Annotated in this window: 16 protein-coding genes; 8 read left to right on the top strand and 8 right to left on the bottom strand. The window is 62.3% G+C overall.

The genetic code is table 11. The features are described from left to right. Nucleotides 1–188 precede the first annotated feature (188 nt). A complete protein-coding gene (locus GJR98_RS02655) occupies nt 189–476 on the top strand; it encodes a hypothetical protein (RefSeq protein WP_151135200.1) in 288 nt (95 codons plus the stop codon). 111 nt (nt 477–587) lie between these two features. Continuing rightward, complete coding sequence (hjc, locus tag GJR98_RS02650) at nt 588–1,016, top strand: Holliday junction resolvase Hjc (protein WP_151135198.1); 429 nt, start codon at nt 588–590, stop codon at nt 1,014–1,016. Nucleotides 1,017–1,078: 62 nt separating this feature from the next. Here the strand turns inward: hjc and GJR98_RS02645 are convergent, their stop codons facing one another. Next, nucleotides 1,079–1,726, bottom strand: coding sequence for an SWIM zinc finger family protein (locus tag GJR98_RS02645; RefSeq protein ID WP_151139369.1), 648 nt, complete (start codon nt 1,724–1,726; stop codon nt 1,079–1,081). Nucleotides 1,727–1,945: 219 nt separating this feature from the next. Between GJR98_RS02645 and GJR98_RS02640 the strand changes: the two genes are divergently transcribed. After that, the gene (locus GJR98_RS02640) at nt 1,946–2,149 is read left to right on the top strand and encodes a DUF7472 family protein (RefSeq protein WP_151135196.1); all 204 of its coding nucleotides are present in this window, start codon (nt 1,946–1,948) and stop codon (nt 2,147–2,149) included. 132 nt (nt 2,150–2,281) lie between these two features. Here the strand turns inward: GJR98_RS02640 and GJR98_RS02635 are convergent, their stop codons facing one another. After that, nucleotides 2,282–3,373 carry a DNA primase large subunit PriL gene (locus tag GJR98_RS02635; RefSeq protein ID WP_151139368.1) on the bottom strand — a complete coding sequence of 364 codons (1,092 nt, stop codon included), beginning with the start codon at nt 3,371–3,373 and terminating at the stop codon, nt 2,282–2,284. 130 nt (nt 3,374–3,503) lie between these two features. Here GJR98_RS02635 and GJR98_RS02630 point away from each other — a divergent pair, with 130 nt between their 5' ends. The 3 genes from GJR98_RS02630 to GJR98_RS02620 all read left to right on the top strand — a co-directional run bounded on the left by GJR98_RS02630 (nt 3,504) and on the right by GJR98_RS02620 (nt 7,297). After that, nucleotides 3,504–4,097 carry a DUF7474 family protein gene (locus GJR98_RS02630; protein ID WP_151139367.1) on the top strand — a complete coding sequence of 198 codons (594 nt, stop codon included), beginning with the start codon at nt 3,504–3,506 and terminating at the stop codon, nt 4,095–4,097. A gap of 71 nt (nt 4,098–4,168) precedes the next feature. Further along, nucleotides 4,169–5,533 carry an MFS transporter gene (locus GJR98_RS02625; RefSeq protein WP_151135194.1) on the top strand — a complete coding sequence of 455 codons (1,365 nt, stop codon included), beginning with the start codon at nt 4,169–4,171 and terminating at the stop codon, nt 5,531–5,533. Nucleotides 5,534–5,629: 96 nt separating this feature from the next. Next, on the top strand, nt 5,630–7,297 hold the full coding sequence (locus GJR98_RS02620; RefSeq protein ID WP_225316354.1) for a sensor histidine kinase: 1,668 nt from the start codon (nt 5,630–5,632) through the stop codon (nt 7,295–7,297). A gap of 149 nt (nt 7,298–7,446) precedes the next feature. Here GJR98_RS02620 and GJR98_RS02615 read toward each other — a convergent pair whose 3' ends face one another. Further along, nucleotides 7,447–8,190 carry a DNA polymerase sliding clamp gene (locus GJR98_RS02615; protein WP_151135189.1) on the bottom strand — a complete coding sequence of 248 codons (744 nt, stop codon included), beginning with the start codon at nt 8,188–8,190 and terminating at the stop codon, nt 7,447–7,449. A 281-nt stretch (nt 8,191–8,471) separates the two neighbouring features. Here GJR98_RS02615 and GJR98_RS02610 point away from each other — a divergent pair, with 281 nt between their 5' ends. After that, a complete protein-coding gene (locus GJR98_RS02610; protein WP_151135187.1) occupies nt 8,472–8,906 on the top strand; it encodes an arsenate-mycothiol transferase ArsC in 435 nt (144 codons plus the stop codon). A gap of 51 nt (nt 8,907–8,957) precedes the next feature. On the opposite strand, the gene GJR98_RS02605 is transcribed toward GJR98_RS02610, so the two are convergent. Then, complete coding sequence (locus tag GJR98_RS02605; protein ID WP_151135185.1) at nt 8,958–9,797, bottom strand: hypothetical protein; 840 nt, start codon at nt 9,795–9,797, stop codon at nt 8,958–8,960. Between the two features lie 224 nt (nt 9,798–10,021). Beyond that, on the bottom strand, nt 10,022–10,936 hold the full coding sequence (locus GJR98_RS02600; protein ID WP_151135183.1) for an NmrA/HSCARG family protein: 915 nt from the start codon (nt 10,934–10,936) through the stop codon (nt 10,022–10,024). Between the two features lie 191 nt (nt 10,937–11,127). On the opposite strand from GJR98_RS02600, the gene GJR98_RS02595 reads away from it, so the two are divergent. Continuing rightward, nucleotides 11,128–11,901, top strand: a complete 774-nt coding sequence (locus GJR98_RS02595) for a 23S rRNA (uridine(2552)-2'-O)-methyltransferase (RefSeq protein WP_151135181.1) — start codon at nt 11,128–11,130, stop codon at nt 11,899–11,901. 52 nt (nt 11,902–11,953) lie between these two features. On the opposite strand, the gene GJR98_RS17405 is transcribed toward GJR98_RS02595, so the two are convergent. Genes GJR98_RS17405 through GJR98_RS02585 form a run of 3 tightly spaced genes read right to left on the bottom strand, consistent with a single transcriptional unit; the run spans nt 11,954 to nt 13,069 of the window. Beyond that, nucleotides 11,954–12,130 carry a hypothetical protein gene (locus GJR98_RS17405; RefSeq protein ID WP_191965406.1) on the bottom strand — a complete coding sequence of 59 codons (177 nt, stop codon included), beginning with the start codon at nt 12,128–12,130 and terminating at the stop codon, nt 11,954–11,956. A gap of 50 nt (nt 12,131–12,180) precedes the next feature. Beyond that, the gene (locus GJR98_RS02590) at nt 12,181–12,900 is read right to left on the bottom strand and encodes a queuosine precursor transporter (RefSeq protein WP_151135179.1); all 720 of its coding nucleotides are present in this window, start codon (nt 12,898–12,900) and stop codon (nt 12,181–12,183) included. Beyond that, on the bottom strand, nt 12,893–13,069 hold the full coding sequence (locus tag GJR98_RS02585) for a ribbon-helix-helix domain-containing protein (RefSeq protein WP_151135177.1): 177 nt from the start codon (nt 13,067–13,069) through the stop codon (nt 12,893–12,895). The genes GJR98_RS02590 and GJR98_RS02585 overlap by 8 nt, the downstream gene beginning before the upstream one ends. Nucleotides 13,070–13,079 lie beyond the last annotated feature (10 nt).

The raw sequence follows: 13,079 nt of genomic DNA, 5'->3' as shown, positions 1-13,079 counted from the left end.
TATTCTTTTGGTGACTGTCAGTTCAGCCGCCAGACCGGCCAAACCGTTCGTGGCCACCCGAAATATTGCCGACGTGGCCGAATTCGTCGTTGGTGACTGGAGGACGTGGCTGTGCCGAGTTGGGCGCGCTGTCTCAGTGGGAGTGGCTCAGATTTATTGACACTCGAATGCCAACTTTCGGAGTACCCGTGGACCTCCCGAAACGGCCCAACAAATTTGGCTATGCAGTCGGACTCTGTCTCGTACTTGCGGTGTCGTTTCTCGTCGTTGGCGGCACGTCGTATGCGCTGTACTCGGTACTCTCGTTCGTCACTGGACTCTTCATCGTGAGTTGGGCAATGCGTCGAACACGGACACGGTCACGTCGAGACACCCACCGTGACCACGATTCTGAGAAGAGCGACGCAACGAAACGACGAGAAAAAGAGATGCAGGCAGAAGCCGGTGGGTACGGCGGGAACGGCGGTGGCACGTGACTGGCGCTCTCAGACGAAATCAACGTCCGTATGTGAGATTCTACTGAACGTATCGGCGCCACATCGGCGGTGGTCGTCCCATTTATGAACGACCACGGCCGAGTCACGAGCATGTCTTCGAACAGAAAGGGCGACCGACGCGAACGGGAACTCGTCAACAAACTCGACGAGGCCGGATTCGCGGTGATGCGCGCCCCTGCTTCGGGAAGCGCGACGACGCGCGAACTCCCAGACGTGCTCGCGGGCAACGGTGAGGTCTTCTACGCCATCGAGGCGAAGGCGTCCAGCGGCCGACCCATCTATCTCAGCGGCGAAGAGGTCGAAGCGCTCATCTACTTCTCACAGAACTTCGGTGCCAAGGCGCGAATCGCAGTCCGATTCGACCGTGAGGACTGGTACTTCTTCCACCCCGGTGAACTCTACGTGACCGACGGTGGCAACTACCGCGTAAAAAAGGAGACGGCGCTGGCGGAGGGCGAAGACTTCGACTCGTTCGTCGGCGGCCCGACGCAGACGCGACTCAGCGACGCGGACGACTGATTGCTGTCGACGCGGACGACTGACTGCTGTCGGCGTTCTCTGACTGGTTTCCTGCTTCGAACTCAGGCGTGAGCGAGTCGTTCGGCGAGTGACCGTGACCTGATGAACCCTCGTTCGACTCGTTGGAGACGCGAGGCGGGGAATCGATACGCGCGCAACTCGCCGAGTTTGGTGAGGCCGGCGTTCGCGGGGAGCGAATCGAGGTAGACAGCTTCGAAGACAGGTTCGTGGTCGCCGTACTCCAGATTGCTCTCGTAGTCGGAGACGAGCGTTCCCGTCTCCGTCGGCGTCTCGTCGGCGCGGGAGTGGAGTGCTCGCGTAACCACGAGGAGGCTCCCTACCTCTCTGTCGTGGACGAGGTCACCGGGGTGGTGTTCGTGTTCGTGACAGAGTTGCGGCCCACGGGCGTCCATCGGGACGAAGGTGTCGTCGCCGCAGACGGCACAGGTGGCGCGTCGGCGACCCGGCGGTGGGACCTCACCGGTGGTAATCTCGATAGCGACCCGGCGGAGGTGCTTACACCGGGCGTGTCGGATGGCGTTGTCGGGGCAGGTGCAGGTGCGGGCTTCCACGTCGACGACGTAGGTGCCGCCGTCGGTCTCGACGACGTACCGACCGTCACGAAGCGGGCGGACTGCCATCGGTTCGACGCGGGCACGGCGCGCGCGGCCGGTCATCCCGTCGGACGGGAGCGTGGTCTTACGGCGCACCGGGCGGCGAGTCGACGCGGGTGTGTATGCGATGTGCGTCATGGTGGTGCGGTTTCGACCCCTCGCCGTACGGCGATTTTGGGGCCGTTTCCATCGACCGAATATAGGTGCCGAGACGACCTAAACCCTCGTTCTGTGTGGAAATCGACCGTGTGAGTGGCTCTCGTCGGTCATCGACCCATCGAAGACCTTTTAGAATGGCCGCGGATACGTCGTCGCATGGCTATCGAAGCGGAGATGCGTCGGAAGATTGTCGTCTCCATGGTCGCGGTCGGGGTATTTATCGCCCTCATCGTCGGCATCGGTGCGACCTTCAACCAAGGCGGATTGGTCGCCACGGGCGGCCTCGCACTCGTGGGTGCCATCGCAGCGTTCGTCCTCGTGATGGCAGGTATCGGCGTCTGGCTCTCTCGTTCGTCCTGAAGCACGTCTCGGCGATGCGGTCGGTGACGTTCTCACCGTCGTCCTCGCCGTCACAGCACACGTCGGTCTCGAGCGACAGCAGTCGCTCTCGAGGTCGGTCTGTTCTCTTCGGTCCGCGCGAGTGGACTCGTCTCAGTCTGCGTCGGAAGTCGCTGCGTCGGTGGCCGCTGCGTCCTGCGTCGCCGTCTCGTAGTACGTCATCGGGTGCGAAATCGTGTCGCAGCGGTCGTCTCGGTTCACACAGAGGTCGTACGCTTGCATCGTCTCGCAGGTCGGGGGTGCGTACTGAGATCCGCTGGAGTCGGCGAGGACAGTCGCGCGTGCTTCGAGGGCCTCGGCGTGGGCGTCGCCGACGACGCTTCCGACTGCTTCGGGTTCGAGGCCGATTCCGACGAGGAACGCTGCGAGCGTGAACGCCGCTTCGTTCGAGAGGTCGTCGCCGTCCTGTGCCTGCGTCAAGAGCGCGCTGATACACGGGGGGAACAGGTCAGGTTCGACCGTGTCGGTGTAGACGACGTTGATGGCGCCCCGGTCAGAGAGCAGGTTCCGAAGTCGTTCGACGTGTGGTTGGAGTGCCGACGCGAGTTGGTCACCCGCGTCGCTCCCGCGAACCGTGAAGGGCAACCCTTCGGCGACGCGGCGTCGGGTCGCCTCTCGGAGGAGTTCGTACAGTTCCTCGCGAGCGACGCGAACCGCGCCGTCGGCGAGCGCGCGGTTGACGAGTCGCCAGTCGTCGCCCCAGTCAGGGTCACAGTAGGTGAGGTACGCGCCGACGTCGACCCAGTAGTGTGCTGGACCACGTCGACTGTTCCCTCTCTCTGCCGGGCGCACGGCACCGGTCAGGTCGAACTCGCGGAGTACGTCGTCGAGGCTGGCGCGAGCGTCGCTGTTGATGTCGTCGTCGCTGGACTCGAAGTCCGCGACCATACGCTCGTAGGCCGTGTCTGCTTCGGCACGTGCGTACTTGTCGACCGCCGCCGGCGTCTCGACGAGCGAGACGATGATGCGGGCGATGGGGTACGACAGGAGTTCGGATTTCGTGTCCCACGAGTAGGGCGATTCGGCTTCGACGGTGCCCTCCATGAGGGCGCGTTCGACGCGCTCAACCCCGCGCTCGACTGCTGGGGCGTCCTCGGCGACGAGCGTCGCGATAGCCACGTCTGCCGATTCGACCGCATCTCTAGCGGTGGCGAAGAATGGGTATCGAGCGTGGAGCGGGCGCATCCGCATACCGCCACGTTCCGGGTGCCACCCGATAAACGCGACGAATTCCCCGGTGCCCCGGTCGCCGGTGACACCGCTCGGCAGCGACGCATCACACGACCTATTACGGACCGCTTCCTCACCCACTCACGTGCCGCACTTCGACTATCCGTGTCCGGACTGCCGCGCGACGACCAGCCTCCACGACGCCGACTGTCAGTTCGAGGGGACGCCGTGGGTGGACGTCGAACGCGCCTACGTCGACATCGTGTCCGTCCTCACGGGCGGGCCGTGTGACGAAGAGACGCTTCGCCGCGAGGCGCCGGGCGAGTGGGGTGCGCTTCAGCAGTCCGCGCTCACTCGGCTCAAACGTGACGACCGGATCTCTGAGGCGAAGTCCGGCGTCCTCCGACTGCTCACTGCGGAGGAGTTCAGAGAAGAGGTCTCCGAACCGACGCGCGAACCCATGCGGACGCTCTTCACGTACGGAAGCGTCCCCGGCTGCCACGACAACGCCGTCTTCGCCATGATTGCGTGGTACGAGATGGTTGGCCTGTCGTGGCCGGAGACCCGCGAGAACGTAGTGAACTGGATTCGAGAGACTGGAACGTGGGACCGCGGTGGATTCGAAGAGGCCACGCCACAGGAACTCGTCGAGAAGAAGCGCCACGTCTACGACGCTGGCTACGGGTGGAAAGAGAAAGCCACCTCGGCCAAGCGCGTCATCGACCGCTACCGGACCTGAACGACACCTCGTTGGATTTTCACCGCGATACGGGCGCAATGGTTAGGGATTTGTCTCGCGTTTGGTGAGTCGTGAGTGCACCCGAATCGGCACCGGTCTCTGAGGCATCCGCCCCACCGGATGCAGCGGCAGGTGGCAACCGACGCGCTCTCGCCGTCGTCATCGCCATCGTGTTCATCGACCTCCTCGGGTTCGGCGTGGTCATTCCTATTCTCCCGTTCTACGTCCGGAGTTTCGGCGTCAGCGACGTGTTCATCGGTTTCTTGGCGGCCTCGTACTCTATCATGCAGTTCCTCTTTGCGCCCATTCTCGGCCGACTCTCCGACCAGCGCGGGCGCCGTCCCGTCATCATGCTCTCGCTGGTCGGCAGTGTTCTCGCGTGGACTGTCTTCGGCCTCGCAGGCGAGATGGACGTCCTGTTCGGGACGACGCTCGCCGTGGCGACGCTGTTCGCGTCGCGGATGCTCGCCGGTGCGATGGGTGGCAACATCGCGACTGCACAGGCGTACATCGCCGACATCACGCCGCCACAACGCCGCGCCGGCGCGCTCGGACTCATCGGTGCCTCGTTCAGTCTCGGGTTCATCTTCGGCCCGGCCATCGGCGGTCTCATGGCCTCTGAACCGGTGGTCGCGGCCGCCCGCGACGTGTTCCCGGCAGCTATTCCCGCTACGCGCTTCTCGCTGCCGAGTTTCACCGCGGCCGCATTGAGTCTCATCAGCCTCGTGTTCGCGTTCGTGTTCCTCCGCGAACCCGATAGACAGCGTGCACCAGCCGGGTCGTCGACGACGACACTCGTGACGCAGTTCCGCGACGCCCTCTCTGACGACAACCTCCGCGGACTAGTCGTGTCGTTCTTCATCGTCTCGGTCGCCTTCTCCGGAATTCAGGTCATGTTCATCCCGTTCGCGGCGGACATCTACGGCTACGGCGAGACTGAGACGGCGCTGTTCTTGACGTACATCGGCCTCCTCGGCACGCTGAATCAGGGTGTCGTCGTCGGGCAACTCGCACGCCGCTACTCCGAGGCGAAACTGGCCGTCGTCGGGGCGACTGGGCTCATGCTCTCGTTGGCGTTCCTCCCGTTCTCGCCGGAGATTGGGCAACTCCTTCCACCGGTCGGCGGTCCAGCGTGGTTCACACAGGAACTGCTGGCGCTCATGCTCGTCGGCGCGCTGTTGTCGTTCGGAAACGGGATGCTGAACGTCTCGCTGTCGACGCTCGTCTCCACCTCTGCGTCTGCAGAGAAACAGGGGAACGCCTTCGGTGTCACACAGGGTGCAGGGAGTCTCGGTCGGACGATTGGACCGCCCGCGATGGCCGCCCTGTACGTCCTCACATACTGGTCGCCGTTCGTCGTCGGGGCGGTACTCATCGTCCCCGTCATCTACGTCCTCGCGTCAGTCGCACGTCGCCCGCGTACTACCAGTCAGTGACTCTGTCGTCGCAAGTGACCCTGTCGCCGAACCTAGTCCCGTAAACGTTACGCCGGCACACGCAGAGACCTATCCGTGCTTTCGGTCTCTCCCCTGGTGATACTCTGTATCATCGCCGCCAGCGTCTCCGGGTCTATCGCGACGGTCGCGTGGTGGGAGGGGTCCGAACCGGGGTCCAGATGGTTCTCGGTTCTGTTGGTCGCTGCGACGCTGTGGGCGAGTTCCTACGCGCTCGCGCTCGTGACGTTCGACCCGAATCTCCGAATCTGGTTTCAGGTACCTATCGAAATCGCACAGGGGATTATCGCACCGGCGTGGCTTGCGTTCTCGCTCGCGTACACCGGTCGCGGCGAACTCGCGTCACGTCGCCTCGTTCTGGCACTCTTCTTGTTTCCGGCGGTCACCGTCGTCGCTCTCGTGACGAACCCGTACCACGGCCTCCTCTGGTCGAACTACCGCCTCGTTCCCGTCTTCGGTGCTGCGACGGTCCAGTTCGAACCGAACCTCTGGTACTACGTCCACGCCGTCTACGGGTACGTCATCATCGGAACTGGCATCGTCCTCGTCGTCGGGATGCTCTTAGAGCGACTCTCACGGTACCGCGAACAGGCCGTCGCGCTCGCCATCGGGTCCATCGCGCCGACTGTCGCCCACGTGGCACACACGTTCGCGCTCGGCCCGTTTCCGATGGTTAACTTCACGCCGATTGCCCTCTCGGTGACCGGCGCGACGTTCGGATACGCGCTCTATCGCTTCCAACTGTTCGGCCTCTCGCCGGCGACGGGGCGTCTGGGACGCCGGGCCGCTATCGACGACGTGGCAGTCGGGGTCTTGGTGCTCGACCGCGAGAGTCGCATCGTGGACGCCAACGCGGCCGCGACGTCGCTCCTCAGTTTCGACATCGGGTCGGTGTTGTTCGACCCGGTCTCGACAGTTCTCCCCGGCGTCGACCTCGACGAGGACCGGCAACTCGTGGACGTGACCGTCGACCGTCGTCGCCGAACCTACGAGGTCACGATGTCGCCGGTCACAGACCAACACGACCGCCGTCTCGGCCGGACCGTCAGTATCTCCGACGTGACGGGGCGGGTCCGGCGACGACAGCGTCTGGAGGTGCTGAACCGCGTCCTCCGGCACAACCTCCGAAACGACATGACCGTCGTCATCGGGTACGCCGACATGGTCTCGGACAGACTCCCACCGGGAGAACGGGATATCACCGAGACGATTCGAACGCGGTCGAACGCCTTGCTCTCACTCGGCGAAAAAGCGCGGACGGTCGAACGCGTCATGGCCGGTATCGATGCCAGCGCGCGCTTCAACGTCGTCGACACGGTCCAGACGTGCGTCTCCGACGTCCAGTCCGACTTCGATGCTGGGTCCGTGACCGTCGACGCTCCCGACGAACTGCTCGTCACCGGGAGTGAACCTGCGGCCAAACTTCTCGTCCGTGAACTGGTGGAGAACGCCCTCGAGTACGGCGGCGACGACCCAACAGTTCGTGTTACGCTCCACGAAGCAGACACAGACCTCGTGGTGGGCGTCAGCGACGACGGCCCGGGCGTCCCGGAGTACGAACGAACCGTCGTCGAAACAGGCGGCGAATCGCCCCTCAAACACGGAAGCGGCCTCGGGCTGTGGGCAGTCCGCTGGACGGTCGATGCGCTCGGTGGGCGCCTGGCGTTGGACGTAGACGACGGGACGACAGCGACGGTCCGACTCCCACACTGGTGTCAGTCCGACGGTGAGTCAGGTTCGTCCTGACTGTGTGTCGGTGGTCGTAGTCGGTGGTCGTAATTTCGTCCTGACTGGCCGGCCGTGGTCGTGATGGTGTCTAGACTATGTACCGACAACCGTGAGCGGAGCAACCGCTCGAAGGCGTCGAGTTGCTGGAAAGAGGTGGGGACGCGTCGTTAGTCGCTCTGGATGCGCGGGGCGAGCATGTACGTGATGGTGCCCATCCCTTCGGCAATCTGGTAGTGGAGTTTGACCGGGAACTCTTCGCCGAGTTCGACGGTGACTTCGGCGTCAGACGGAATCGCCTTGTTCATGTCCTTCAGGTAGTCGAGCGAGAACAGCGAGTCGGCGTCGCCTGCCTCGATGCTGATGAGGTCCGCCGGGGGAAGCGAGAGGTCCACGTCGTCGGTGTCGCCCTCTGCTTCGATGTGGAACGTCTCTTCGGCGCTGTCGACGCGGAGACGGATGTGGTCGGAGACCATGTCGGCCGCCTTGATACCGCGGTCGAGGTGGGTTCCTTCGACGACGATGTTCGCGGGGAGGTCGAGGTCCGGGATGTCCGGTTCCTGTCGAATCGAGTCGGGGTCGATGAGCGCGAGCGTGTAGGACAGTCCGTCGATGCGAATGTTGAGTTTGCGCGTCTCTTCGTCGAGCGTGAGGTGGATGAGGTCGTTCGAACCCGCCATACCGGCGACTTCTTCGAGTCGGGAGAGGTTGACACCGATGACGCCGCCGTCAGCCTCGTAGGATTCGAACGCTGCAGCGTCGAGCGTGAGGTCCACCATGCCGACGTTCGCGGGGTCGACTGCGCGGATGGCGAGGTCTTCCTCGTTGAGTCGAATCTTACACTCGTCGACGAGGACGCTCACTGAGTCGAGCGCGTCCCGGAGCGTCGCGGCACTCACGATGGCCTTGAACATATGTGCCGTCGTACGACAGCGGTATTAAAAATACTCCTGATTTGGACTTCCTGTATGATGTTCCCGCACGCCCTCTCGCGTGCGCGACCCGACACAGGGCGACCCGCGCTCCCCTCACTGTCGGCGCGACCCGTACTCCCATCACTGCAACCACCTCTTCGCCTCTCGACCCCTCTCCATGACTATTCTTGGCATGGGGGTTCAAAATACTGAAAACCCCGATTTCGGGGGTTTCAGACACCGTTACACTCAAATGAGCGTTTGTGCAACTGGATAGATATATGGCTCACAACGAGCAGACCCGTGTCGCGTTCGTCTGCGTCCAGAACGCTGGCCGAAGTCAGATGGCGACGGCGTTCGCCCGGCGCGAGCGAGACGAGCGCGACGTCGGCGACGAAATCGACATCCTCACCGGCGGCACCGACCCGGCGGACCACGTCCACGACGAGGTGGTCGACGTGATGAGCGAGAAGGGATTCGAACTCGCAGGGGAGACGCCGCGAGCCATCAGCCAAGACGAGATTATGGACGTGGACATCGTCATCACGATGGGCTGTTCGGCAGAGGGAATCTGTCCCATGACGTGGCGCGGTGACGCCCGTGACTGGGACCTCGACGACCCCGATGGACAGGAGTTGGACGCCGTTCGCGAGATTCGCGACGACATCGAGGGACGTGTCTCGGCGCTCTTCGACGAACTCGTCGGCGAGGCCTGACGCCGCCCATTTCTCTCGTATCTGTGTTCTGATTCAGGTCGGAGAGTCCAGTCAGTGGCTGTGTTCCGTCTCGGAACTGTCGCCGTGGTGACCGCCGTCACTCTCCGCGAACTGTGGGTTCATGGGGGCAAACACACCCTCTGGGTTCTCTGCGTGGACCCAGACGTGGAGGGTTCGAAGACCGGGATGCGTGGCGACGATGTCGGCAACACGTTCGGTTCGCTCGCCTTCTTTTCCGCTTGCAGTCCCCCAGTTAAGTGCGACCGTCTCTCCGGCAGAGAGGTCAGAGTCTGGCGGGTGGAACTCCGTCCAGTAGTCCTTGGTGGCAAGTTCCGAGAGTGTGAGGTCTTTCGGGTTCGTCTGCTGGTCGTCGGGCGTGGCGAACACGTGCGTTGCGGCGTCGTGCGAGTGCCACTCCTCGGTGGCGTCGGTGCCCTCGTCGACGAATAGGTCTGGATTCTCGGGGATGGCCGCTGCGGGTGCACCGAATTCGACGGAACCGAGTGTCAGTCCGTCGTCGGTCTCGAGATAGGTGAGAATTGGCGGCTTTTCGAGGTCGAAGCCGTTCTCCGCGGCCTGTTGGAGGTACTCGGGGTTCTGTACGTGCCAACCCATCCCCGGCACGTACGGGCCACCGAACTGGTATCCGTCTTCGAGTGCTGCTTCGATGTCCGTATACTTCGCACTCGCTTCACGAACCGTCTCGAGCTGTGCCTCCAGCGACTGTTGCGTCGACGTGGTCGTCTGTGTTTCCGTCTCGGCTTTCGTCTGTGTCTGCGTTGAGGTCGCTTCGTCAGTCGTGTCCGAACTTTCCGTCGAACCCGTACACCCTGCGAGTGCAGTCGTCACCCCGCCAATTGCTGCTGCGAGTACTGTTCTGCGACTGTGCATTGGTGAACTCCCTTTCTGTGACATCGATGTGATTGTTCGACTAGATGTTTCTATATTTTACGAATAAGAAATAGTTTTAATAAATAATAACCATCTCATATACACGACTGTGGTGTGGTCGATGTCACTTGGTTCTGGGGAAACTAACGGGCCGGATAACGACTGTCAGAAAATGGAGTGTTGTCTCGTAGAATACGACACTCGAGGAGTGCGTGTCGTCTGTCTTACTGCATCGCCTTGACCCACCCGGGGACGCTCGCCATTCCGTCCTTGTCCTCCCAACCGTGCTCTCGGAGGTACGTTTCGAGGTCGGTGAACTCGAAGCCGAACGTCTCTTCGAGTGCGTCGATGTCGGCGCTGTACCCGACGTCGTTGAACCACTCACACATCACGGTGAACTCCTCACCGAACGTCTCGTATGCGTCTTCGATTGGGACGTGAATCGCTTCGACTTCGCGGCCAGTGACGTCCGAGAGAATCGCGGCGGCCTCTTCGAGCGTCTTCGAATCGCCTGCGAGGTCGATTGCTTCGCCGACGAACGCGTCGGGGTTCGCGAGTGCGACAGCAGCAGCGTGGCCGATGTCGTCGTCGCTGACCATCTGGAGGCTGACGCCCTCTGCGAGTGGGAGTGCGAGTTGGCCATCTTCGACGATATTCTCGGCGAACGCCTCGAAGTTCTCGAAGAAGAAGACGGGCTTGAGAATCGTCCACTGGAGGTCGAGGTCGCGGATGTGTTGGTCGATTTCGTCCGCAGAGTCGAAGTGTGGGATACCCGTGTCCTCGTCGTGGCTGCCGACGCCCGAGAAGACGAAGTGTTCGACGCCCTCCTCACTGGCGACCGTCGCGATGTTCTTCCCCTGTCGAACCTGTGCGTCGTAGCCCTGTGTCCAGAAGTTCGTGACGGCGAAGACAGCGTCCGCGTCACGGATGGGTTCACGGAGCGTCTCCGGCTCTTCGAGGTCACCTTCGACCATCGTGACACCACGGGCTTCGAGCGCCTGTGCGGCGTCACTGGTGACGTCTCGCGTGAGGCCGCTGACCTCGAATTCGTGTTCACTCTCAAGGAGGTGGTCGACGACTGCGCCACCCTGGTTTCCGGTTGCTCCGACAACGAGTACGTGTGTTTGTTCGGCAGACATTGGTACTGACCTGTCTTCTACTTCGGTCAAATCACACATATAATTCTGGCAACATACGCGACAGGTGGTGACACCTATGTCACCTGCGAGTGGGCGAGCAGCGTTGGTGACTCGTGTCTAGCGTTCGCACGGCCTGAAACCAAAGCCGAAGGCGGTATACGGCCTGATACGCTACTGACCCGCAACGAACCATGGCGCGCAAAGACCACTACTACAACAAGGCCAAACAGGAGGGCTATCGCGCCCGCTCGGCCTACAAACTCAAACAACTCGACGAGGAAGTCGGGTTGTTCGGTCCCGGCAACACGGTCGTCGACCTCGGTGCCGCCCCCGGTGGGTGGCTCCAGGTCGCGTCCGAGAGAGTCAAATCCAACGGCAAAGTCGTCGGTGTCGACCTCCAGCGAATCCGCGGCCTCGACCTGAACAACGTCGAGACTATCCGTGGCGACATGACCGAAGACGAGACGAAAGAGAAGCTCACCGCAATTATCGGCGAACGCGGTGCAGACGCCGTCGTCTCCGACATGGCACCGAACATGACCGGTGAGTACTCACTGGACCACGCCCGCTCTGTCTACCTCGCTCGGCAGGCGTTCGAGGTCGCACAAGAACTCCTCGCAACCGGCGGCGACTTCGCCGTGAAGGTGTTCGACGGGCAGGACCTCGCAGACTTCCGCGCCGACATGGAAAAAGAGTTCCAGTACGTGCGGTCGATTCGCCCGAAGGCATCGCGTGACAGCTCGTCCGAGCAGTACCTCGTCGGCAAGCACTTCCTCACCGCGCCGGTCCGCAAGGGCGACGAAGTCGACGTCGAAATCGTCGACGTCGGAAGCGAAGGTGACGGAATCGCCAAGGTCGAAGACTTCACTATCTTCGTCTCGGGCGTCGAAGAAGGCGACACACCACGCGTCCGTATCACCGACGTGAAACCGCGGTTCGCATTCGCTGAACCGCTCGACGACTGAACGCGCCTCGGTCACTCGCTCGCTCGTTCTGTCGGTCTGTGCTCGTTGGTCGTCAGTCCTGTACGACGAGGTCCAACCGAAGTTCGGTCTGACACCCTTTCCACCCACCTCGACAGTACCCTGTCGCGAGAATATCGCCGAACGACGTGTACGTGGCACAGTTCGGACATCGGATACCCATCTCCATCCCGTCCCGCTCCGTGAGGCGGACGCGGTGCTCTACGCTCATGGGTGAGATATGGTACCAAAAGACATAACTGGTGCGTCGGTTTGTGAGTCTCAGTCGACGACCCATCCGTCGTCCGACGCGGACGACTCGTCACCGAAGAGTGCGACGACACCGTAGACGAACGGCGTGTCGACGATGGCGATGAGAAGTTTCAGCAGATACTGCCCGACGATGAGTCCGACGAGGACGTTTCGTGGGAGCGCTTGTCCAATTCCGAGCACCGTCGGCGCGACGTAGAACGCGACGCCGACGAAGATGACCGTGTCGATAGCCTGACTCGTCGCCGTCGAGACGATGTTCCGAAGCCAGAGGAACGCGCCATCGGTCAGTTCTCGGATGCTGTGGAAGACGATGACGTCCCAGTTCTGACTCACGAGGTACGCGAGCAGACTCCCGGCGACGATGTTCGTCCCCGAGGCGAGGACGTCGGCGAACTGGCCGGCGAACTCCGGGTTGGCCGCAGGTGCGGCGATTGTACTCCAGACGAGTCCGAGGAGAACGAAGTTCATCGCGAACCCGACGTTCACCATCACCTGTGCTGGCCGTCGACCGTACAGTTCCGAGTAACAGTCCGACGCGAAGAAGGTGAGTGCGTACGCCAGCGCTGCACCCGGCAAGATGATAGTTGCACCGACGACCGGGAGTTCGCCGAGGGCCGACGGCAGCGGAATCGCGAGTAGTTTCGACGCCGTCAACTGCGCCGTCGTCAGCGCCGTGACGAACAGGCCGACGAGGACGACTTGGCCGACGTTCGATTGCCCCTCACTCATCGTCTGCCAGTCGGTTGTGTCGTTTGTCGATCTCGTCGAGGATGTCCAGTGTCTTGCGAATCGAAGACCGAACTGCGTCGCTTCGATTCACGAACTTCTTGTCGTCACCGACGTGCTCGTCCAAATCGGCGAGCAGCTCGTCGGGAATCTCGACACTAATCTTGGCCATACTGGGCGAT

Origin of the sequence: Haloferax marinisediminis, assembly GCF_009674585.1 — an archaeon.
Taxonomy (GTDB): Archaea; Halobacteriota; Halobacteria; order Halobacteriales; family Haloferacaceae; genus Haloferax; species Haloferax marinisediminis.
The sequence above is the reverse complement of the archived record's forward strand: the minus strand, read 5'-3'. Positions and strand labels throughout refer to the sequence as shown.